A 21,444-nucleotide genomic window follows, 5' to 3' on the forward strand; every position below is an offset into this window, starting at 1 on the left:
GAGGAGTTGACGAGCATGTGCGGAATCGTGGGATATGTCGGACCCAAGCAGGCGACGCGGATTCTGATGGAAGGGCTGCGCCGCATGGAATACCGCGGGTACGACTCCGCCGGCATCGCCGTCCTCAACGGGCACGGTCTCGAAATTCACAAGGCCGCCGGCAAGCTCTCCGTCCTCGCCGATGAACTCTGCGGCAAGGAGCCGGTCGGCACGCTCGGCATCGGGCACACTCGCTGGGCCACGCACGGCGGGCCGACCACGCCGAACGCCCACCCGCACACCGATCAGTCGGGGCGGGTTGCACTGATTCACAACGGGATCATCGAGAACGCCACCGCGATCAAGAGGGCGCTGGTCGACCGCGGTCATACATTCCATTCGGAAACCGACACCGAAGTCCTGGCGCACCTCATCGGCGAGTTGTACGAGGGTTCGCTGGAGGAGGCGGTCGCCGCCGCGCTGCGCGACGTCAACGGCGCATACGGCATCGTGGTGATCTCGGCCGACGAGCCCGGCACCCTCGTCACCGCGCGGAACGGCTCGCCGATCGTCCTCGGGATCGGCGAAGGGGAGAACCTCGTGGCGTCGGACCAGTCGGCGCTGCTCGATCACACCCGGTCGGTGGTCTACCTCGACAACGGCGAACTCGCCGTCCTCACCAAGGATGACTTCCGCGTCCGCACGCTGACGACGCGCCATGTCGACAAGCCGATCAACCAGATCGAATGGGACCTCGCCACGATCGAGCGCGGCGGATTCGACCATTTCATGCTCAAGGAAATCTTCGAGCAACCCGAGAGCATCGAGAACACGATGCGCGGGCACCTCCTCGAGGAAACCGGCAACGTCCGTGTCTTCGGCCTCAAGCTCTCCGACACCGACGCGATGAAGGTCAAGCGGATCATCATCACCGCCTGCGGCACCTCATGGCATTCGGGGTTGATCGGCAAGCACATGCTCGAAGAGCTGGCCCGGATCCCCACCGAAGTCGAATACGCCTCGGAATTCCGCTACCGCAATCCCGTCGTCGATTCCGACACGCTGGTCATCGCGATTTCGCAGTCGGGCGAGACGGCGGATACGCTGGCCGCGATGATGGAGGCCAAGCAGCGCGGGGCCCGTGTCCTCGGCCTGGTGAACGTGGTCGGTTCGACGATCTCGCGCGAAGTTGACGGCGGCCTCTATCTGCGATGTGGTCCGGAAATCGGCGTCGCAAGCACCAAGGCGTTCACCTCGCAGGTCGCGGCTCTGGCGCTCGTGACGTTGCGATTCGCGCGGCTGCGGACGATGTCGCTCCTCGAAGGACGGCGCTACATCGAGGCACTGCAGCAGTTGCCGGGGAAGGTCCGCCAGATTCTCGACCGCGCCGAAGAGGTCGAGGCGCTCGCGTCGCGGTTCGACGGAATGACCAACGCCCTCTATCTCGGACGCGGTGTCAACTTCCCGGTGGCACTGGAGGGGGCGCTCAAGCTGAAGGAGATCTCATACATCCACGCCGAGGGATACCCTGCGGCGGAGATGAAGCACGGGCCGATCGCGTTGATCGACGAGAACATGCCGGTCGTCGTCGTCGCCCCGCGCGACGCCGTGCACAGCAAGATCGTGTCGAATGTGCAGGAGGTACGGGCGAGGGGAGGAAAGGTGATCGCGATCGTCAATGAAAACGACGAGGAGATCGCGCGGCTCGCCGAAGCGACATTCATTGTGCCCGAGACGCTGGACCTGCTGACGCCGGTGCTGACGATCATTCCGCTGCAGCTGTTGTCGTACTACGTCGCCGTCAACCGTGGCTGCAACGTGGATCAGCCGAGAAACCTGGCCAAGTCGGTAACCGTCGAATAACAGCGATCACTCCGGGCGCGGTCACTGGGTGCCGCGCACGGCGTAGATCACCAGGTACCCGAACCCCAATCCGACCGGAAGCATCAGGAACCAGAGGTTCTCCTCTGGCCTCCCGACGCGTGGGTTGTCCACCCGCGACAACGGATATGACGTCCGGCACGAATCACAGGCCGGATTGCGAAGCCACGGGATTCCGCTGACCGAATCCGCAGTGAACCGGACGGAATGCAGCCGCACCTTCTCGCCGACGAAATCGAATTGCAGGACGTCGCGTTCCTTGAGCACCGGCTGCCTGGCCGGTTCAACCGGCTGCCAGTGGGCGCATCCGGCAACGGTGAGTGCAGCCACCAGCATGGCGACGGCGAACAAGACGCGGCGCATCGCCGAATCTACCACACCGACCATCGGCGACCGGGAGGGCGGTCACCACCGCCGCCTGATCCCCAGCACTACCCCGCGCCGCCACGCGGTCAGCGACTGAAATCCCTCAGGAAGCTCCGCCGTGCGGAAGATCGATGGCGACCTGGTCACTTCGCCGCGGATCACGGCATCCCAGCGGCCGCCGAGCGGAAGACTCGCTTCGAGCGCGCCCCGCAGCGTACTCCGCCACCGCGGCGAATCATCCGACAGGTCGAATGACCAGCGGTCGGCGCCGGCGCCGAGGGCGACTTCGAGCGACGGCCGGGGGGCGCGGCCGACGATTCGGGTGGCGACCTCGAAGCCGGCGCCCCATGCACTCAGCACCCCGGGTGTGGTAACAACTGCCGCCGCGCTCGCTTCGGAGAGATCGGCGCCGGCGTGGCGCCCCTCGAGTCCCACTCGCCACCGACCGATCGTGCGCCCGATCGCGACGGTAACCACGGCGAGGCGGTCGGCGCGGATTTCAGGGTGATCGGGATCGAGCGCGTCCCGTGCGTCCCCGCGCGAAGTGATGGAGCCACCGAGGAGGGTGGCGCTCCACTGGGCGCAAAGCGGAGTGTGGCCGGGGAGGGCGAGAAGGAGGATGAGGAGAAGCGCGCGACGCATCGGACCGTCCGGATGAAGTGGTGCACACGATCGCACCACCGCGTCAACGGTCGATCAACGCGAACGCTACGGCTTCGGTTTCTGCATGTACTTCCAGTTCCGCTGCTTCCCTTCGCTGATCCATTCCATCGCGGTGGCAAGGCGCCTGGTCCGCGTCGCGTCGGTCTTCGCCTCGGTGATCCACTCGATGTACTCGCGCCGGTGACTTGGCGCGAACGCTTCCCACGACGACAAGGCCTTCCGGTTCCGCTTCAGCGCTCCCTGGAAATCAGCCGGCGTCCTGGGAACTGGCTTGGGCGCACGCTTTGGCTTGGCGACCTTGATCCGCTCGCGATTGAGCCGCGCCGCCTGCCGCACATATCCCACCAGCGTGTTCATCCGCGGGAGGTCGGCCATCGTCGTGATCTTGCCGAATTGACCCATCGCCTCGTCAGCGCGCTGGCCCGACGGCGTCACCACCAGTGCACTCTTCCAGAACCCCAGCGCCGCATGGGCCTTGAACGCAGCCATGCCGCAGAGAATGCCGTGGAAGTTGAACGACGGCATCCCCCATTTGATCGTCTCTTCGACGTCGGGGCAGCCGCGGTGCACCGCGGCACGGATCCGGGTGAGGATCGGCTGGGCGAATTCGGGAGCGTTGTCGATGTACTTGTCGACGCGCGGGTCGCGGGTTCCCATGATCGATCCTCTCCGGACGAGGGTCAAAGCTACGACGCGGCGCAAGGCCGTCGATCTGATTCCATTACCTTCTCCGCGTGCGCTGCCTGATCCAGCGGGTCACGGAAGCATCGGTCACGATCGACGGAGAAGTATCGGCCGCGATCGGTGCCGGATTGCTGGTCCTCGTCGGGATCGCTCCCACCGACACACCGGCCGACCTGACGTGGATGGCGAGCAGGATTGCCGGGCTCCGGATCTTCAACGACGTGCAGGGGAAGATGAATCTCGATCTTGCCTCGATCGGCGGGGCGGTGCTGGTCGTCTCGCAGTTCACCCTCTACGGCGATGCAACTGCCGGCCGGCGGCCCTCCTTCATCGGCGCGGCGCGCCCGGAGACGGCGATCCCGCTATACGAGCAATTCGTCGCGAACCTTCGCACCACCGGCCTCACGGTGGCGACCGGCACCTTCGGCGCCGACATGAAGGTCGCCCTGGTCAACGACGGCCCCGTGACACTGATGCTGGAGTATCCGCCGCGATGACAATGCCGACGATCGTCCTGGCGTCGGCGTCGCCGCGCCGTCGCCAGCTGATGGACATGCTGCACATTCCGGTGATTGTCGCTCCGGCGAATGTGCAGGAGATCCGCCTGCCGCGCGAAGCGCCGCCCGCCTACTCGCGCCGTCTCGCCCGCGACAAGGCCCGCGCCGTCCCGGGCGCGCTCGTTCTCGGTGCGGATACGATCGTCGTGGTCGATGATGACGTGCTGGAGAAGCCGGCGGACGATGCCGACGCACTGCAGATGCTGCGCCGGTTGCAGGGGCGGAGCCACGTGGTGATTACCGCGGTCTGCCTGATCGCCAATGGCACCGAGTATCACGCCGCCGACGAAACCCGCGTCACCTTCCGCCGCTGCGGCGAGCCGATGCTGCTCGACTACATCGCCACGGGCGAACCGCACGACAAGGCCGGTGCCTACGGGATCCAGGGATGGGGCGCGGCACTTGTCGAGCGAATCGACGGAGATTTCTTCGGCGTGATGGGCCTGCCGGTGCGTCTGGTCCTCGATCTCCTCCGTCAGGCGGGATACGAGTACCGCTTCCCGCGATAGTGGCTAGCGATCCTTCATCGCCTGGCCAAGCGCCGCGAGCACCGCGCCCGCCTTGGCGCTCGTCTCGTTCAATTCACCCACCGGCACCGAATCGGCGACGATCCCCGCACCTGCCTGCACGCTCGCGATGTTCCCGTGGAAGATGACCGTCCGGATCGCGATCGCGGTGTCGAGGGTGCGGGCCCCCCACCCGACGTACCCCACCGCGCCGGCGTACGGCCCGCGCCGCGTCGGCTCGAGTTCGTCGATGATCTCCATGGCGCGCACCTTCGGCGCGCCGCTCACCGTCCCGGCTGGGAATGCCGCCGCCAGTGCGTCGAGCGCATCCAGCTCGGGGCGGAGCGTTCCGTGAACTTCGCTCACGAGGTGCATCACATGGGAATAGCGCTCGACCACCATCCGCTCCGCGACGTGGACCGATCCGTATTGCGCCACCCGTCCCACGTCGTTGCGGCCGAGATCGAGGAGCATGGTGTGCTCGGCGACTTCTTTCGGGTCGGCACGCATTTCCGCTTCGAGCTGGCGGTCGGCCTCGGGGGTCGCGCCGCGCGGGCGGGTTCCCGCGATCGGGCGCACCGTGACACGATCGTGCTCCACGCGCACCAGCACTTCCGGTGACGCGCCGGCAATGGTGATCCCCGCGAGCCGCAGGAAATAGCAGTACGGCGCCGGATTGAGCGCGCGGAGCCAGCGATACGCCAGAAATGGATCGGGCGCCGGCGTGACGTCGAGGCGGCGCGACAGCACGATCTGGAAGGCGTCGCCCGCAGCGATGTAATCCCGGCAGCGCTGCACGTCGCGCTGAAAGTCGGCGTCGGTGAAGTTCGCGGTGGCGGCCGCACGGTGGACCCCGTCGATCGCCAGCGGCGCGAGATGGTTCGGCGCATCGAGCCGCGCGACCCATTCGTCGCACCGCCGCTCGGCATCGGCGATCCGTGCGTCGAGATCGGCGTCCGAGAGACGCTCGTCCACCGCGACGTTGGCGATCACCGTTGCCCGATGAAAGAGATTGTCGAGCACGAGGAGCGTGTCGACCAGCATCACCACGGCATCGGGAAGGTCGCGGTCGTCGCGCGGCGGATCGGGAAGCCGCTCGATCGTGCGCACCACATCGTAGCCCCAGAACCCCACCGCGCCGCCGGTGAAGCGCGGCAATCCGGGAACCTCGACCGACCGATCGGCGCGCAGCATCTCGCTCAGATGCGCCAGCGGGGCGATCGGGTCGTTGCGTGGAACCCAGTCATCACCGTCCGTCGACATCTCGCAGCGGCGACCGCGGTAGCGATAGATCGCGCCCGGTTCAGTCGCGAGGAATGAATACCGCGCCCACCGTTCGCCACCCTCCAGCGATTCGAGGAGAAAGCCGTACTCGCCGCGATGAATCTTCGCGAATGCCGATACTGGTGTATCGCCGTCGAGGACCACCTCGCGCGTCACGGGGACGCGGGTGAATCCGTTGCGCGCGGCATCGCGGCAGCGCGATCGCAGGTCGCTCATCGAAGGGCCAGCAACGCGTAGACGCCGGACGTGGTGAGCGGAAAGCGCATCATGTCGGCGGCGGGACGATTCCCGGCGAGGAACTTGACATGGGTGTCGGTCACCAGGGCCGGCGCGACGAGCTGTTCGAATTGTCCGGGGCTCGGATGGGTTGCGGCGGCGCCGGATGGCGTCTTGAAATGAATGGCATACGAAAACGTTCCGGTCGAACCGGTCGGCACATTGTCGGGAAGCGAGATCGTCACCGCGTATTGGCCGGCGACGGGATGCACTTCGACGCGGATCGAATCGCGCGAGGGAGTCGAATCATGGGCGGCGGGAAAATGGAGCATCAGGAAGATGGCCTGATCGTCGGCATGCTTCATCACGATCGTCCGCCCTGCTGCTCGGGCGAACACGACCTGCGTGTCACGCACCACGCCCCCCGAGGTTTCGAGCATCCACACCTTGTCGGTCGTCGTCTGCGTCCCCGGCGCGATCGCCATCGTGGCTGGGACCGCGCCGACGTTGACGTTGGTTCCATGGCAGGCGGCCACCAGCGCCAGCGCGGCGACGCCTATCTTCCGGCGATGCTTCGTCGATCGGCCGGCATCGCGGTGCTTCTCGCCACGGTCGTTGCGGCTCCGCTCACCGCGCAGCGCTGGGTCGCCGGCGATTCGCTGCCGCTGATCCAGGCGGCGGTTGCTCACCGCGCCAGCCGCGATGCCGATACCCTTCTCGCCTCGTGGCAAGCCGAAGCGCACGGGTTCCTGCGGTTTGCCTCGGTCATCGATCACGGCGATGGTCCTGTCGAACGGGTGATTCGGGCCGACGAATTGCGGGTCGAAGTGTACGGGGAGGCCCCGAACTGGAGCAAGCAGAATATCGTCGCCTGGCGCGACACCTCCTTCCTTCCCAACCAGATGCAGTACCATCGCGACCATCTCGGCATCGTCGCGAACGACTTCGGACCGCTGATCCGGCTGGGCCAGGGCGACGAGGTCCGTAACGTCCCCCATCCGCTCTCGGCCGCCGGTCTCTCATTCTACCGCTTCGCGCTCGGCGACACCCTGCGGCTGACCGCACCGCGCGGAACGGTCCGCGTCGTCGCAATCGACGTGCGGCCGAGCGACCCCGGGACCGCCGGAACGATCGGGACCCTCTACATCGACATCGACCGCGCCGCGCTGGTCCGCTTCCAGTTCACCTTCACACCTCCTGCCTATCGCGATCGCACCGTCGAGGATATCACCGTCACCCTCGACAACGCCCTCGAGGAAAACGCTCGCTGGCTCCCCTGGCGCCAGTCGATCGTGATCCGCCGCGCGACGCCGTGGCTCGATACGCCGCTCCATACCGTGATTCGCGGTGACTGGGTGATCGACGACTACCGCTTCGGCACGGTGCATCCGCCGGTCTTCTTTGCAGGCCCCCCGATCGGAGGCCGCACGGCGCCCGTCGATTCGGGATGGACGGCGCCGATCGCGAACGAACTCAGCGACCTCCCGGAGACCGAGCTGGACGTCGCCCAGGTGGCGCGCCGCGCATCGCAATCGATCGGCGGACGTTCGCTCGACGGCTTGCCGCGCTTCCGGGTCGTCGACGGAGCCCTGAGCGATCTGCTGCGCGTCAACCGCGTCGAAGGCGTGACAATCGAGCCGGGAAGCTCCCTTGAACTCGGTCGCGGTTTCAACCTCCGCGCCCGCGCCGGGATCGGCCTGAGCGATGACCGGATGATCTGGGCCGGCGAAGTGGCGAAGCGCAGCGGCCCGGCGCGCTGGTCGGTCGGCGCCACGCGCAGCGTTGCCGACGTCGGAGATCTCCCGATGATCAGCGGCGTGGTGAACTCCGTCGCCACCGCCGTCGCCGGAACCGATCTGGGCGACTACACCCTCCTCGATCGAGCGACTGCCGCCGCGACGATCGCGTCCGGGCGCACTCTCGTCACCATCGCGGGCGGGTGGGAAGAATCGCGTCCGGCCGCGGCCGCCTTCACGCCGCTCACCGACTCGGTGCTCCCCAATCCGCTCCTGCCACGAAGCAGCGCGGCGATCGCGCGGCTGTCGCTGTCACGGCAAGGCACCGCCGGCGACGGCTGGACCATCGACGGCGAAGCCGGTGCTGGTACGACTGAATGGGCCCGGATCCGGGCGGCGGGCAACGTCGCGATCGCCATCGGGACCGGCTCGATCGAACTGAGCGGCACGGCCGGGTGGGGGAGCGCCGATCTCCCTGTCTATCGAAGCTTTCTCCTCGGCGGAAAAGGGACCCTCCCCGGGCTCCCGTTTCGCGAGCTCGGCGGCCGCAGGATGGCCATGGCTTCGGTCGGCTGGGCGCTTCCGGTCCGGCTCCCCACACCTCCCTTTCCGTATTCGAAATACGTCACGCTTCCAAGCATCTTGGAGCCGTTCCTGGCCGCCGGAATTGCCGGTGGCGACTTCGCGCTCGCCCCGTGGCGAGCGACCGGGAGCATCGAACCGGTGGCCGGCCTCCGCATCGATGCCTGGGGGCCGCTGATCCGCGTGGAATCGGGGATTTCGCTGCGAACCGGGCGGGTTACCATCTCGCTCGATGCCCATCCCGATTGGTGGGCAATCCTCTAGCGGCGCCGCGCCAGTGCGACAATCCGGTCACATCCTGACAGCGAGATGTCATGTGGCGACAGAGGCACCTAGATTGCAATGAACCGGCTGGAAACCCGTATCGAAGGGGCTCGTGCGTAACTACAACGACGAATGGACAGCCGTGGTCCTCGGGCCGCTCGTCCCGGTGGAGAAGCTGGAGCGGCTGCAGAATGATCGCGAATCATCCACCTCTCTCTGGGAGCGGATTCTTGACGCCCGCCTCCTGACCGAGGTGCAGGTCCTGGACGCCGTTGCCGCCCGTTGCAAGCTCCCGATCGCCGATCTCAAGCTGGCCGGCGAAGCGGCACGCGACGCCGTCCCCGAGCCGCTGGCCCGTCGCTACAGCATCGTGCCGCTCACGGTCAACGACGTCCTCCTCGAGGTCGCGACCAGCAATCCGTTCGACATCGGCGCCGAGCAGGCGCTTGCCTTTGCCACCGGACGCGAAGTGCGGATGCTGCTCGCTTCGCCGCCGCGGATCCGCGAGAAGCTCGACCAGCTCTACGGTGCCGCCCGTCGCGAGGGGAGCGTCAAGGACATCCTCACCGGGATGGAAGCGGCCGACGTCCGCACCGTCGAAGACGAGCAGGACGAGATGGACGCCGATGCCGCCGCGGCAGAAGCGAGTTCGCGGCCGATCATCAAGCTGGTCAACGTCCTCCTCGACGACGGTGTCACCAGCCGGGCGAGCGACATCCACATCGAATCGGGCGAGCAGGCCGTCGTGGTGCGCTACCGCATCGATGGCGTGCTCCGCCATGCGATGACGATTCCCCGCAAGGCCGGCACGCCGCTGATCTCGCGCATCAAGATCATGTCGGGACTCGATATCGCAGACCGGCTGCGGCCGCAGGACGGGCGCGCGCGCGTCGAGATCAAGGGGAACCCGGTCGACCTGCGCGTGTCGACGCTCCCCGCGACGCACGGCGAAAAGGTCGTCATCCGGATCCTGAACACCCAGTCGACGATGCTGTCGCTCGATTCGCTCGGCCTCTACGACGACGAGCAGACGCTGATCAAGCGGCTCCTCAACAGCAAGGAAGGGATTCTTCTTTGCACCGGCCCGACCGGGTCGGGAAAGACGACCACCCTCTACTCGTGCATTCGCACCATCGAAGGTGAAGGGATCAACATCGTCACCGTCGAGGACCCGGTCGAATACCGCCTCGGCAAGAACGTCGTCCAGGTGCAGACCAACGAGAAGACAGGACTGACCTTCGCGGCCGCACTGCGGTCGATCCTCCGCCAGGACCCCGACATTGTCCTCGTCGGCGAAATTCGTGACATCGAGACGGCACAGGTCGCAGTGCAGGCGTCACTCACCGGCCATCTGGTCCTGTCGACGCTGCACACCAACGATGCGCCGAACACGGTGACCCGTCTCGTCGACATGGGGCTCGAAGCGTTCAAGATCGGCGCGGCACTGCGCGGCGTGATTGCGCAGCGGCTGATGCGCAAGCTCTGCCCCTCGTGCCGTGTCGAGCAGGCGCACACCGAGGTACCGGAGCGGCTCCGTCCGTTCCTGTCGCGTGATGCCCAGCTCTGGAAAGCGGTCGGCTGCGGCCAATGCTCGCAGACCGGCTATCGCGGCCGCTTCTCGGTGGTCGAGATCCTGGCGATGAACCCCGATCTCGAGCGCCTCGTCGGCAACAACGCCAACGCCGACCAGATCGGCCGCGCGGCGCAGGAACACGGCATGCGGAGCCTCTTCGAATGCGGACTCCGGCATCTGATCGACGGGCACACCTCGATCGACGAACTGCTCCGCGTCACCGATGTCCCGCAGAGCCACGACGCGCCACCCGCCAAGGGACGCGGCAAGGCGAAGGGGAAGGGGAAGCAGACCTCCTCGACCGCCTCGCCGGCCGGCACCGACATCGAGACCACCGACGAACACAGCACCGACGAACTCTTTGCCGGGCTCGAACTGGTCGATGAGCCGGAAGCGCCGGCCCCGGCCGATCAGGCCAAGCCGTCGCGCGCGACGATCCTGCTCGTCGAGGACGAGGAGTCGCTGCGACGGGTGATCAAGGATCTGCTGGAGCAGGAGGGGTATCACATCTGCGAGGCGCGCGACGGTGCCGAAGCGATGGAACAGGTCGACCGGCACAACCCCGACCTCGTCCTGCTCGACCTCAACCTGCCGAACATCGACGGCTACACCGTGCTGCAGAAGCTCCGCGCCCATCCACGGACCGAGCACCTTCCCGTCGTGATCCTCTCGGCCCGCGGCGATGAGGACAACGAGGTGAAGGTCCTCCGGCTAGGCGCCACCGATTTCCTCTCCAAGCCGTTCCGGCCGAAAGCGCTCTCGGCCCGTCTCGAAGCGACGCTGGCACGCCGGGGCAGATAGCCACGGCGGTGCCGGCAGAATCCATTGATCCGTCAATGGAATGTCATGACGACCGTATCCGTTTCCCTGGTTGATGTCTACGTCCTGCGCGGGCGCGGTGAGGAGCTCGAAGTGCTGCTCCTCCGGCGCGCACCGCGTGGCGTCCGTGCAGGCACCTGGGAAGGGGTGCATGGAAAGATCGATCCCGGCGAGTCGCCCGTCGACGCGGCGGTGCGCGAACTCCATGAAGAAACGGGGTGCCATCCGCTGGCGCTGTACAATCTCAGCCGCGTCGAGCAGTTCTATCTGCACACCGAGGACCGGGTTGCAATGATTCCCGTCTTCGTGGCGTTCCTTGCCGGCGACGCCGTCGTCCGCCTCAGCGACGAGCACGACACACTGCTCTGGATGAAGCCCGACCCGGCGCGCGAGCGCCTGACGTGGCCGCGCGCGCGCCGCGCGCTTGACGATGCGATCGCGTTGCTGGGCAGCGGCGGCGCGGGAATACTGGAGGAGGTCCTCCGCGTGCGTTAAAAAGATCCGTAAACAGAATATCTGATCCGTTCTCCCTTCATTTGACAATTTGTTCGCCTTGCCGCATCCCAATTCTCACGTAACGTGCTATGACCTCCGGCGCCACACGATTCGGTGGTCGCCGTCGTCCGTGTGTATCGACAATCTTTCAGAGCGAGCCCGATGCGAGCCATCTCCCCCAACTCCCTGGTGGTGTGCGCAGCCGCCGGCGCAGTGATCCTCTTCGCGGGAAACGCGCGCGCCCAGGTCGCGCTCGATCCACACTTCCCGCTGCACATCGCGAGCGCGTCCTTCCAGACCGACTCGGATCGCGTCGGCAACCTCCTCGACGGCGCCATTGGCCGCGATGGACGAATCTGCGCCGCGGATTTCAGCGAAAAGATGATTCACTGTCTCGTCCGCAATCCCGATCATTGGGTCGAAATCGGCCGCAATGGTGAAGGACCCGGCGAATTCCGCGCACCCTACCGCGTCGCCTTCACACCATCACAGGCGATGTGGGTGTGGGATTTCCAGTCTCAGCAATTATCGCATTTCGATGCCGCCGGTCATTTCACCGGTCGCGCCGCCCTGCCGTACTTCTTCCGGCAGGTCGACAACATGGTCGCGCTGGGCGAGGATCGTGTGGTCTTCTGCGGTGTGACTTCGATTGCCTCTCCTGCCCGCGACAGCGCGCTCCATCTCTTCAAGTGGGTCGGCAGCGGCACTCCGATGCAGTTGGTCCGCGCCTTCGGCCGGCTCCCGGCGTATTCCGTCCGTGAAAAGATCGACCATTGGGGCGCTGGCGTCGTCACCGTCGCGGCCAACGGCAATCTCTACTACACCCGCCGCGTTCCCTGGGACATCTCGGAGTTTCGTCTCGATGGCACGCTGGTGCGAGTGATTCCGGGGCCCGAGACGCTGATCATGGGTGCCGATTCGGCGGTGTCGATCACCGAAGACAAGGAGACCGTGACCATTCGGCGGAACCCGGATGCGACGATCGTGTACCCGCTCCGCGCGATCGATATCGGCCAGAACTGGATCCTCACCGGGCGGCGGATCGCGACTCCCAAGGAAGCGCATGTCGTCTGGGACCTGCTCGACCGCCGCACCGGACGCCGGATCGCCGAGACGCCGCTCCCCAAGCCGCTCACCGAGATCTCCGGGTTCGGCTACGACGCGACGCGCAATACCCTGTGGGCGTCAGGCTCCAGGGATGATGTCGACGGCATCTGGTCGGTCACGTTTGCCCGAACTCCGCAGTAAACCACACACCCCCAACCCAAGGAGTCGATCCATGATCGCACGCATCGCCGCCGCACTGGCGGTCCTCGTTCCCTGCGCGCTCGGAGCGCAGACAATAGCGCCGGGCCGGATGCAGCCCCTGATGCAGAGCAATCTCTGCAACTTCGGCTGCGCAACCTTCCAGATGGGTGACAACGGTCCGAAGTTCGACGGCTGCCAGGAGAACACGGGCACCGATACCACGTTCAAGGCATGCACGTCGAACACCGACGCCGGCTGCTCGCTCAGCAATTGTCATGTCGCGACGCTGACCATGTCCGATGGCGTGGTCCTCGCCGCGGCACCCGCCTGCCAGCTCGATCACGCCGTTGCAGTTGCGCTGCAGACCTCGCGCTCCGCCGGTGGCGACCCTGATTGGTCCGTCACCGTTTCCACCACCTTTGCCAGGAGAACGCAATGAAGAAGTTCGCAGTCGCCCTCGCTGCAGTCGCGTGCCTGACCGTCGCGCTCGGTCCCCGCACCCTGCAAGCCCAGGTTCGAGCAGGGGGTGCCGCCCCGCAGATGATGACGCCGGTCGTGTGCACCTGGCACTGCTACTGGAGCACCGGCTCCGACGGGAGTGCGTCGGGGTATGCCTGCTACGAGGCGTTTGACGGCGTCCAGCAGTTCGAAGGCTGCGCCGCCGACGGGATCTGGCGCGAACCATACGGATGCGCCATGAAGCTCTGCGGTGAGGACGAAGCGGTCCTCGGCCCCGATGGGTCGCACGTCGGCGAGGCACGACTCTGCGACAACGCCCCCGAGTCGGCGCGCCGGTTGGTGACCGCCGCCAGTCTCCACAAGGCGCAGCAGAGCGAAAGCTTCGGACCGGCGTATATCGGGAGAGATGACGCGACGGCGAAGGGAATGCAGTAGCTCCAGTGACGTGACGAGGGCATCCCTGTCACGAGGTATGCCCTCGTACCGTCCGCGCTCAATCCTTCTTTTCGAGCGCCGCCAGTCGTGCCTCGAGTTCAGCGAGCCGGTCAACCTGGGCGGCCGGCGCCGGCGCAATGGCGGATGGTGCAGCGGTCGCGGCGGGCACCGCAGCCGCTGCCGGCACTGCACGCGCGGGCGTCGTGGTGCGCGGGACATTCCGCGCGGCGAGGCGGACGAATCCTCGTCCGAGCGGACCGAGCCAGACCGTTTCAAAGATCCGGTCACCGGGTGGCGCGCGGAACGGACTGCGAAGCAGCAACATCATTCCCACGCCAAACCAGATCACCGCCACGACCAACGCGATCAATCCCAGGAGGCCGACGTGGTAGCGCGCCGGCCCGGCCTTGACTGCGCTCCTCGCAACCACCACAACGAGAACGACCGCCGTCACGACCATCACCGACGCGATCCGCAGCGTCTTCTTCCGGTGCGCCAGCACTGCCGGATTGGCGCGATACGCTTCCCGCACCACCAGACGTTCCTCGGCGACCGCGCGCATCCCCTTGAGGATGTCGTCGGCGCTGTAACCGTCGGCCGCAAGGCGGCGCGCCGAGGAGAAGCTCATCATCGCACGGGTGATGATCACCGCGGTGATGAGCAGGACCGGGATTGCGGCGTCGAAGAGTCCGCCAGCCGACATTCCTCGCGCGATGAGCGGGAACATGATCAGAAGGAAGAACGCGACCAGTGACAGCGTGCCGAGATCCTGCGCGAACAGGCGGATCGGGAGCGGGATTTCCGGCGCGGCGAGCTGGGCGGCGTCGATCGCGTCGACCAGCGCTTCGGCGGTGCGGAACCGGGCGTCCGGCGCCTTGGCGACGCAGCGATCGATTGAGTCACCGAGCGCCGCGGGGATCCCGCTGCGAAGCGTCGACGCCGGCGGCAGCACCTCGGTGAGCTGCTTGACGATGATCTGCTGCGTCGACGTCCCGGTGATCGGCTTCGTGCCGGTCAGCGCAAACAGCGCCACCAGGCCGAGCGAATAGAGATCGGTGCGGCCGTCGACCGTGTCGCCGGACGCCTGCTCGGGGCTCATGAATTCCGGCGTGCCGACAACCTCGCCGACGCGGGTGAGCCCCGGCGCGGCGGCGGTCGACGTGATCGGTCGCGAGATTCCGAAGTCCATCAGCAGGGCGCGGCCGGTGGCGCGCTCGATCATGATGTTGTCGGGCTTGATGTCGCGATGCACCACCCCCCGGCCGTGCGCGTAGGCGAGAGCGTATCCGATGTCCTGCAGCACCCGCACGATCGTCCGGATATCCAGCGGTCCGGCACGCTTCACCCGCTCGGCGAGCGATTCACCCTCGACGTACCCCATCGCGAAGGCGAGGAGCCCGTCGCGGTCCTCGACGGCGTAGACCGGAACGATGTTGGGATGCGAGAACGACGCGGCGACCCGGGTTTCGCGGAGAAAGCGTTCGCGAAGTGACGGATCAGCGGCGAACTCGGGCGGCAGGACCTTGAGCGCGACCGGGCGGTCGAGCTGCACGTCGCGTGCGAGGTAGACCGCGCCCATCCCGCCGCGACCGAGTTCGCGGTCGACGGCATAGCGGTCGCCCAAGCGGGCGCGGACCTGGTCGAGGGTGCTGGTGGCTGGCATCAGGAGGCCGAAATCGACAGCGGCGCGCGGAGGGGCGCAAGGTGGCAGAGCGAGCCGACTGTTCTCGACGATTCTAGTCCGGCTGGTACGGCCAAGCCCAGACCGGTTGATCGTCGTCGGCGCCGCAGCGATCGAGATGCCCGATGCGCTGCAGGGCGTCCATGCGGGCGTCGGCTTCTTCGTAGCGCTGGTAGCGAATTGCGTGAACCGTATTCCGGCGACTCAATGGCATCGATGAGAGCGGCGGTGACGGCAGAATGTCAGAGGCGGGCTTCCGGGTGTCTGGACCGGTCGGCGGATCGCCGTAGGGATAGGTGATCGGAGCTTGCGGGCGACGCCAACTGGCGGATCGTGACCGCTGCGGCTGGCCCCATTCAGGAAGTCCGGGACCAGCCGCGCGACGAATTACTGGCGGCGGATGATGTTGGGCATGCTGAATAACAGCGTCAGCTGGATCCGCGGTCGGGCGTGGTCGAGAGATCGCCCCTCCCGACGCGATGCCGAGTGACTCGCACAGGGTGGTGACCTCGCGAAGGAGTCGCTCAAGCGTCACGGAGTCACGCTGTGCGGCTGCCCGAGCCGCTTCCCGAAGCAGGGCGGCGCGCAGGCGTATGGCGTGTTTCGTGGCTGGCAACTGCTCGAGCAGGTGCTCGATTGCAGCGCGTTGGTCATTGATCGAATGTTCGTCTGGTGGTTTTGACGTGTTCATGTGTCTGTCTCCTGCACTTGGCAGGGCGCCGAAATGCTCACCTATGATGAATCTGCCTGGTGCCCAATCTGATCCGTAGGATTCAACAAGATCCTTCGTCACTCGATTCGAATTCCCTGTGTCAGCTCGTGGTGCAGGATGGCCAGTTCGCGTCGGTCGCGGAGTTGCCGCCGAACCCCGAACTGCAGGCCGACGGCAACTCTTCGCCTCGCGATGCATCATCGATGTGGCTCGCCGAGGTCGAAGATCCAATAGATCCAAGCAAATGGCGCATTTAGCAGCGCTAAGGCAATCCCCAAAATGAAAGAGCGCGGCTTACTTCGATACCAATCGACAAACGCGAGCCACCACGACCACAGCGAGCACACGACACCGACTAACCCGATCGATGCGATCGCGTATTGTGCTTGTGTCGGCAGGCTTTGCCACTGATTACTCGAAAGACGAATTGCGCAGTAGCCGACCAGGGAGGCAACCATCCCTAGAATGGCGATGCGTTTTCCACTGTGGATCATGGTAGAGTGCTCCGAATCAGTGTTTGAGCTTGATGGACAGCGCGAGCTGCGACTGCCCGAAGCGCAGTCCAATTGATTGTCACGTCGAAGCCAAGCCCGACGGCTACGCCAATTGTCGTGCTCTTGCCATGCAACTGCTCTCGATGCTCGGCACCCAAGTCCTGACTCCCTGCGCGGAGCGCTCCCGTCAACTCGGGCGACTTCGCCAAATCCAACTTTACGCCGCCCCTCTGTCCGACAACCTCCGCGCCGAACTCGATCTTCGGCGAGCCGCTGCTGACCGTCAATTCGGCGGGGTATTTTGCAGAGAGGTCAATCGAAGCCACGCCCCCAACCGAGCCTTCGGCATAGGCTCCGACTAATCCGCTCGATATCGAGATTCCTCCCTGAAATCCTGCGGAGACCGTTCCGGTCAAGATGTCTCCGACGGTACAGGCCGAACTGTCGCGTGGCGGGCACAGGCCAAACGGATCTGTGAAGCTGTTGGGGTCATTCCCGTTGTACTGATAGAGGTTACCTCCGCCCGCGATTCCCGCGTGATCCTCCTGCAGCCACGTCCCAGTCGCCGGATCATACTGCCGCGTGCGGAAGCTGGAGATGTTCGCCGTGGAGTCAATCGCTACCCGCCGCGGATCAAAGGTCTGCGCCCGGGTGGTGATCCCCGACGTGGCCCATGTGCCGGGGGCGTACGATTGTGGTCCTTCGTACGTTGTGTTGAATGCCCCGATCGAGTCACCAATTGCCAGCAACTGGCCGAGGCCATCCGAGACCAGGAAGAGCTGCGCCTGCTGCACATTGCCGGTAATCCGCCGTACGGCGCTGAGCGGCTCGTCGAGCCCAGGCGCCGGGACATAGGTCCAGAAGTTGTCGGGATCACGGACGACGTTGTCGCCCAGGAACACGACCGGCCCGCGGCCGCACGGCTCGAAGGTGCGGCCGTCGGGATCGTAGCCGCAGGTGTTGGGCGCGGTGAAGAAGTCATGCCCTTCACCGGCCATTCGGCCTGCACCATCGTACTGGTACTCGTAAACGTCCGCCGCCACGGTGTGGACCGCGTCCTGAAGGTAGTCAGCCCACCGGCTGCCATCGGCAAGGTATTCATAGTGGCGGACCGACGTGCCCAGTGACGATACCGTCACCTGGCTGTCCACCCGATTGCTGTTGGCCGGAAAAATGTTGGTAATCACCTGCGTAATTCCGCCGAGATGAATCTGCTTGGTGCGATTCCCCGACGGATCGTATGTGAAGCTGTCGGTCGTCGTGATCGAACCGCTGCGGCCGGTGAGGGTCTGGACCGCGATCGCCCCGGTCCGGAAGTACCGGGTGATCGCTTCGCTCGGCAGCCAGTCGCCGCACGGGTCGCCCGGCATCGAGTCGGCGAAGAACGCGCCGTCGCGGCAGCTCATCGTCTGATGCAGCGGGCGCCCCATGGCGTCCACGCTATCCTGCGCCATCGTGAAGTAGAAGCGGTTCGGGATGAGCGATCCCGTGTCTCGAGATACCAGCTCCCGCAGCACGCCCAGACGGTCGTAGTGCGACGTCACGTTGAGCTGCGCTGTGGTATCGAACGGATAGACGATCGTCTGCCGACGGCCGAGCTGGTCCCAGGTGAACTCGTACAGTTGCCGCTGCACGCTGTCGCTGTTCACCAGCTTCGCCACCAAGGTATCGAGATCACCTGTGCTCTTGTACACATAGTGCCAGATGTCGCCGACGCGCCAGAGGAGCGAGTCGACGCGCCCGCCGGCATCGTAGTGAGTGCGCACCGAATCCGCCGCAAGCGCTCGCACTCCGGTGAGCGCGGTGTTCGGATGAATGGCTTCGGTGTGAACGTCGCCGTTCTGGAAGTAGCTGCGGGTAATATCCCCGCGAGTGCTTCGGTGAACGAGCAGGTTCCCGACAGCATCATACGCGCTGGTGACCGTGTCGGCGGGTGTCTCATAGAATTCGCCGAACATGACAATACTGTCGATCGGCATCGTCCAACGGGTTTCGCGACCGAGTGAGTCATAGCTGAACGTCAAGACTTGCCCCTTGCGCGTCTTCCGGCTGGTCATCAAGCCGCGGCTATCGTAGAAATTCGAGTCTGCGACGCCCTGCTCGTCGATGTCGGCGATCAGCAGGCCTCGCGGATCGTACCGGTATTTGTGGGAGACGTTCCTGTAGTCATCCACCTCACTCAGCAATCCGTTCGTGTAGAAGCGCTTCGTATACACTGGATCGAACGCGAGGTTGTTGAGGATATTGTTATCGTTGCAGACGAACTCGCTGGAGAGGCACCCGGCCGCCGTGGAATCCGTCGCACCATTTGAGGCCATCAGGGTATCACGATCCATCGAGTCGTAGAAGTAGGACAGCCGGTAGTGCAGCGGGTTGCTGGATGAGGTGATCCGGCCGGCGGCGTCGTAGTAGTACAGCGTCGCGCCGCCGGCAGGATTCTTGACCTCGACTGGGTTTCCCGTGCTGTTGTAATTGATGGTCGTCACGAGGTCAGTGTCACGGTCGGCGGTGAGACTCTGGATCCATGTCGTCACGCTCCGATCGGTCACGCTGGTGATCTGTCCGCGGACGGAATCGTCCGAGCTGGCATAGCCGAACACCGTGTGATGGCTCCGCGGGTCGATCACCGAGTCGGTCAGACCGAGCGAGTTATAGAAATACTTGGTGACGAGCCCCGATGGATCGGTGACCTGGCTTGGCGAGAACAGATCGTTGGCGTCGCCATAAAGCCACGAAGTGGTACGTGGCGACAGCCCATCGGTCGTGCTGTCCTGCAGGGAGGTCAGATTGGCGTTGGCGTCATAACCCAGATTCAGACGGCGGCCATTCGGGTAGAGAATCCGTGTCGGCATCGCCGGCACCGCCGAGTTCGCACGACTATACGTCGTTATCGATCCGTAGGCGTCGCGTTCCACGATCGGGGCGCCCCACTTGTCGACGTGAAATATCGACGTGAACCCCTCGCCACTCGGCGGCCCGTCAATGGTCGTGACGGCCGTTGAGGTATCCGCGGGAGTCTGGCCGACGTATCCGGCGGCCTGCCACGGCGCAAACGTCGTCACCGCGGTCTTCGCGTTTGTGGCAGTCCCGTAGAGAACCTTCGCTGAATCGACCAACCCGTTGGAAGCATAATGCAGGACAGTCGTGTCTCCTTGAGGACTGATAGCCCTGCCTATCCGGCCACCGGTCGTCGAGTCGAACGAGAATGCTGTTCCGTCGGGCCAATGCCAGAGTGTCATCTTGCCGCCGCTTGTCGACACGGCCACATCACGTCCGCCGACGCGCACGCTATCGAGGAAGCCCGAGCCATTGTAGTGCATCACGAATGTCCTACCGCCAGACCCGGCGGGTGGCACGTGGACACTGTCGAGCTGGGTTGCGCTCCGCCAGAAGAAAGTGGTGACCTGCGTTTGCCGATTGCTGGTGCGGATATGTCGTCCGGTGCTATCGAAGACGACCTGGATTCCGTGCGGAAGGGTTCGCGTGTATTGGCCGCTCGCAAGCTTGATCGTGTCCTTGAAAGCTTCCGACGGCGCGATCCATGTCGTGCTGTTGATTTGATGATAGAACTTGCTCGATCCATCACCATCGACCCACAAGATTTGCGACTGTCCGGTTCCTACCGGCTGATGAAGCACCAAGCGCTCCACGCCAAGCCACTCCCAGCCGGCACCGTAGTTCCCGGTGCTTCGGTTCACGACTTGTAGAAGGCCGTTGACCGAACTCCCCATCGAGTCACTGCCCGCCACCGCGTAGACGGTGAGCGTGTAGGAATAAGCCCCCGTGGGCGCCGAACCCGCGTTCCAACCCAGCACTAGCTGCCGAATGCCGCCGGCACTCCACGGCGAATAGGTCGCAGTTGTACGGACGGTGTCGTGGACGGAGAGCACGGCCGTAATCCGCGTGAGTGTCGGTTCGCCCGGATCGAGTGACACGTTCGCGGCAACGAGTGGCTGAGGCGCAGCGGTAGCGGACGCATACGTCAGTGTCATCCGCCGAGTGCGATCGAGCGTGGTGTACCCTGGCGTGCTCAGCATCAGCAGGGCGTCGCCGCATGACCAGTCTGCGACTCCCGCCGAACTCGTCAGACAATGTGCCCGGTTGAAGACCGAATCGTTCTGCCGCGGTTGAGTCAGCGTCGGAGCGATCGGCGACACGATGTTGACATCGTACCAGCCGGAGTCTGACACGATACCGGTCATGTGCAGGACGACTTGCCCCGAGCCGCTGGTTCCGGTCACCGAGTAGCCAACAGTGACGTCGGTACTCGCGAGCGGATCGAGGGTGATGTTGTCGTCCGGTGTCGTCCCGCAGCTGGTGACGACGCCGGTCCCATCGCAGGAGGGCGTGTACGTAGTGGTAAAGCCGCGGTTGTTGGTGACGGTGAAGGTGACCTCGCCGCCCCCGTTCGCCGAAACGCCCACTGGCCCGCCATCCTTTGGCTCGACGTCAACCGACCCCGATGCCGGCGGTGGCGGCGTCCGGCGGATCGGGACCTGAGCGGCGCCTGCCGTGAGATGTGCCGCCATGGCGAGTGCGCCAGTGCAGAGCGCACCGACGACTCGCCTCCAAAGGTGGGCACCGTTCCGGCGCCGATGGAGCGCGCCAGAACGGCGGTCCCGGTCCTCAGGGGGAGAGGTCCGGGGGGACTGCGTCCAGCCTGGGAATGGCCGGGGTGGGTGGTGGAGCGCCGCCGCCGGATAGGCGACGGTCAAGGCGGCGCCGGACGGCGCCAAAACGGGATGCTTCATCTGGACAACCTCGGTCAGGGGGTAACCGAATAAAAACCGAAACAACGGACCAGATTTAC

General features: G+C 65.3%; 18 protein-coding genes. 9 read left to right on the forward strand and 9 right to left on the reverse strand.

Going from position 1 to position 21,444, the window contains the following annotated elements; genetic code table 11:
• The first annotated feature begins 15 nt into the window (after window positions 1–15).
• Window positions 16–1,842, forward strand: coding sequence for a glutamine--fructose-6-phosphate transaminase (isomerizing) (gene glmS / locus VGM20_00190; GenBank protein HEY4099273.1), 1,827 nt, complete (start codon window positions 16–18; stop codon window positions 1,840–1,842).
• 21 nt (window positions 1,843–1,863) lie between these two features.
• Here glmS and VGM20_00195 read toward each other — a convergent pair whose 3' ends face one another.
• From VGM20_00195 to VGM20_00205, 3 genes are all read right to left on the reverse strand, one after another.
• Complete coding sequence (locus VGM20_00195) at window positions 1,864–2,223, reverse strand: hypothetical protein (GenBank protein HEY4099274.1); 360 nt, start codon at window positions 2,221–2,223, stop codon at window positions 1,864–1,866.
• 42 nt (window positions 2,224–2,265) lie between these two features.
• A complete protein-coding gene (locus tag VGM20_00200) occupies window positions 2,266–2,868 on the reverse strand; it encodes a hypothetical protein (GenBank protein ID HEY4099275.1) in 603 nt (200 codons plus the stop codon).
• Between the two features lie 66 nt (window positions 2,869–2,934).
• Window positions 2,935–3,546, reverse strand: coding sequence for a YdeI/OmpD-associated family protein (locus tag VGM20_00205; GenBank protein HEY4099276.1), 612 nt, complete (start codon window positions 3,544–3,546; stop codon window positions 2,935–2,937).
• Window positions 3,547–3,623: 77 nt separating this feature from the next.
• On the opposite strand from VGM20_00205, the gene dtd reads away from it, so the two are divergent.
• Together dtd and VGM20_00215 are read left to right on the forward strand one after the other, a co-directional pair.
• Window positions 3,624–4,070 (forward strand): D-aminoacyl-tRNA deacylase, encoded by a 447-nt coding sequence (gene dtd, locus VGM20_00210; GenBank protein ID HEY4099277.1) that lies wholly within the window; start codon window positions 3,624–3,626, stop codon window positions 4,068–4,070.
• Window positions 4,067–4,639 carry a Maf family protein gene (locus tag VGM20_00215; protein ID HEY4099278.1) on the forward strand — a complete coding sequence of 191 codons (573 nt, stop codon included), beginning with the start codon at window positions 4,067–4,069 and terminating at the stop codon, window positions 4,637–4,639. Before dtd ends, VGM20_00215 begins: the two co-directional genes overlap by 4 nt.
• Window positions 4,640–4,642: 3 nt before the next feature.
• On the opposite strand, the gene VGM20_00220 is transcribed toward VGM20_00215, so the two are convergent.
• On the reverse strand, window positions 4,643–6,136 hold the full coding sequence (locus tag VGM20_00220) for an anthranilate synthase component I family protein (GenBank protein HEY4099279.1): 1,494 nt from the start codon (window positions 6,134–6,136) through the stop codon (window positions 4,643–4,645).
• Window positions 6,133–6,672 (reverse strand): hypothetical protein, encoded by a 540-nt coding sequence (locus VGM20_00225; protein ID HEY4099280.1) that lies wholly within the window; start codon window positions 6,670–6,672, stop codon window positions 6,133–6,135. The genes VGM20_00220 and VGM20_00225 overlap by 4 nt, the downstream gene beginning before the upstream one ends.
• A 33-nt stretch (window positions 6,673–6,705) precedes the next feature.
• On the opposite strand from VGM20_00225, the gene VGM20_00230 reads away from it, so the two are divergent.
• The 6 genes from VGM20_00230 (at window position 6,706) to VGM20_00255 (ending at window position 13,747) form a co-directional block, all read left to right on the forward strand.
• Window positions 6,706–8,718, forward strand: coding sequence for a hypothetical protein (locus VGM20_00230; protein ID HEY4099281.1), 2,013 nt, complete (start codon window positions 6,706–6,708; stop codon window positions 8,716–8,718).
• Between the two features lie 112 nt (window positions 8,719–8,830).
• Entirely contained in the window at window positions 8,831–11,092 is a 2,262-nt protein-coding gene (locus VGM20_00235) for a type II/IV secretion system protein (protein HEY4099282.1), read from the forward strand.
• Between the two features lie 45 nt (window positions 11,093–11,137).
• On the forward strand, window positions 11,138–11,605 hold the full coding sequence (locus tag VGM20_00240) for an NUDIX domain-containing protein (protein ID HEY4099283.1): 468 nt from the start codon (window positions 11,138–11,140) through the stop codon (window positions 11,603–11,605).
• A gap of 162 nt (window positions 11,606–11,767) precedes the next feature.
• Entirely contained in the window at window positions 11,768–12,853 is a 1,086-nt protein-coding gene (locus tag VGM20_00245; protein HEY4099284.1) for a hypothetical protein, read from the forward strand.
• Window positions 12,854–12,884: 31 nt separating this feature from the next.
• Window positions 12,885–13,292: a hypothetical protein gene (locus VGM20_00250; protein HEY4099285.1), complete on the forward strand. Its 408-nt coding sequence runs from the start codon at window positions 12,885–12,887 to the stop codon at window positions 13,290–13,292.
• Window positions 13,289–13,747 (forward strand): hypothetical protein, encoded by a 459-nt coding sequence (locus tag VGM20_00255; protein ID HEY4099286.1) that lies wholly within the window; start codon window positions 13,289–13,291, stop codon window positions 13,745–13,747. The genes VGM20_00250 and VGM20_00255 overlap by 4 nt, the downstream gene beginning before the upstream one ends.
• Before the next feature lie 58 nt (window positions 13,748–13,805).
• Here the strand turns inward: VGM20_00255 and VGM20_00260 are convergent, their stop codons facing one another.
• The 4 genes from VGM20_00260 to VGM20_00275 form a co-directional block, all read right to left on the reverse strand.
• Window positions 13,806–15,410: a serine/threonine-protein kinase gene (locus VGM20_00260; protein ID HEY4099287.1), complete on the reverse strand. Its 1,605-nt coding sequence runs from the start codon at window positions 15,408–15,410 to the stop codon at window positions 13,806–13,808.
• A 73-nt stretch (window positions 15,411–15,483) separates the two neighbouring features.
• On the reverse strand, window positions 15,484–16,119 hold the full coding sequence (locus VGM20_00265) for a hypothetical protein (GenBank protein HEY4099288.1): 636 nt from the start codon (window positions 16,117–16,119) through the stop codon (window positions 15,484–15,486).
• Window positions 16,120–16,337: 218 nt separating this feature from the next.
• Window positions 16,338–16,634 carry a hypothetical protein gene (locus tag VGM20_00270; GenBank protein ID HEY4099289.1) on the reverse strand — a complete coding sequence of 99 codons (297 nt, stop codon included), beginning with the start codon at window positions 16,632–16,634 and terminating at the stop codon, window positions 16,338–16,340.
• Window positions 16,631–21,163 carry an RHS repeat-associated core domain-containing protein gene (locus VGM20_00275; protein HEY4099290.1) on the reverse strand — a complete coding sequence of 1,511 codons (4,533 nt, stop codon included), beginning with the start codon at window positions 21,161–21,163 and terminating at the stop codon, window positions 16,631–16,633. Before VGM20_00275 ends, VGM20_00270 begins: the two co-directional genes overlap by 4 nt.
• Window positions 21,164–21,444: the final 281 nt, after the last annotated feature.

It is taken from the genome of Gemmatimonadales bacterium, assembly GCA_036500345.1.
In the GTDB taxonomy this organism is placed as follows: Bacteria; Gemmatimonadota; Gemmatimonadetes; order Gemmatimonadales; family GWC2-71-9; genus Palsa-1233.

Bases quoted from the DNA above. Each gene is read 5' to 3' on its own strand.
- glmS (HEY4099273.1), top strand. From the start codon at position 16: ATGTGCGGAATCGTGGGATATGTCGGACCCAAGCAGGCGACGCGGATT.
- VGM20_00270 (HEY4099289.1), bottom strand. From the start codon at position 16,634: ATGATCCACAGTGGAAAACGCATCGCCATTCTAGGGATGGTTGCCTCC.
- VGM20_00240 (HEY4099283.1), top strand. From the start codon at position 11,138: ATGACGACCGTATCCGTTTCCCTGGTTGATGTCTACGTCCTGCGCGGG.
- VGM20_00195 (HEY4099274.1), bottom strand. From the start codon at position 2,223: ATGCGCCGCGTCTTGTTCGCCGTCGCCATGCTGGTGGCTGCACTCACC.
- VGM20_00230 (HEY4099281.1), top strand. From the start codon at position 6,706: ATGCTTCGTCGATCGGCCGGCATCGCGGTGCTTCTCGCCACGGTCGTT.
- VGM20_00215 (HEY4099278.1), top strand. From the start codon at position 4,067: ATGACAATGCCGACGATCGTCCTGGCGTCGGCGTCGCCGCGCCGTCGC.
- VGM20_00200 (HEY4099275.1), bottom strand. From the start codon at position 2,868: ATGCGTCGCGCGCTTCTCCTCATCCTCCTTCTCGCCCTCCCCGGCCAC.
- VGM20_00205 (HEY4099276.1), bottom strand. From the start codon at position 3,546: ATGGGAACCCGCGACCCGCGCGTCGACAAGTACATCGACAACGCTCCC.
- VGM20_00250 (HEY4099285.1), top strand. From the start codon at position 12,885: ATGATCGCACGCATCGCCGCCGCACTGGCGGTCCTCGTTCCCTGCGCG.
- VGM20_00260 (HEY4099287.1), bottom strand. From the start codon at position 15,410: ATGCCAGCCACCAGCACCCTCGACCAGGTCCGCGCCCGCTTGGGCGAC.
- VGM20_00275 (HEY4099290.1), bottom strand. From the start codon at position 21,163: ATGGCGGCACATCTCACGGCAGGCGCCGCTCAGGTCCCGATCCGCCGG.
- VGM20_00220 (HEY4099279.1), bottom strand. From the start codon at position 6,136: ATGAGCGACCTGCGATCGCGCTGCCGCGATGCCGCGCGCAACGGATTC.
- VGM20_00245 (HEY4099284.1), top strand. From the start codon at position 11,768: ATGCGAGCCATCTCCCCCAACTCCCTGGTGGTGTGCGCAGCCGCCGGC.
- VGM20_00255 (HEY4099286.1), top strand. From the start codon at position 13,289: ATGAAGAAGTTCGCAGTCGCCCTCGCTGCAGTCGCGTGCCTGACCGTC.
- VGM20_00265 (HEY4099288.1), bottom strand. From the start codon at position 16,119: ATGAACACGTCAAAACCACCAGACGAACATTCGATCAATGACCAACGC.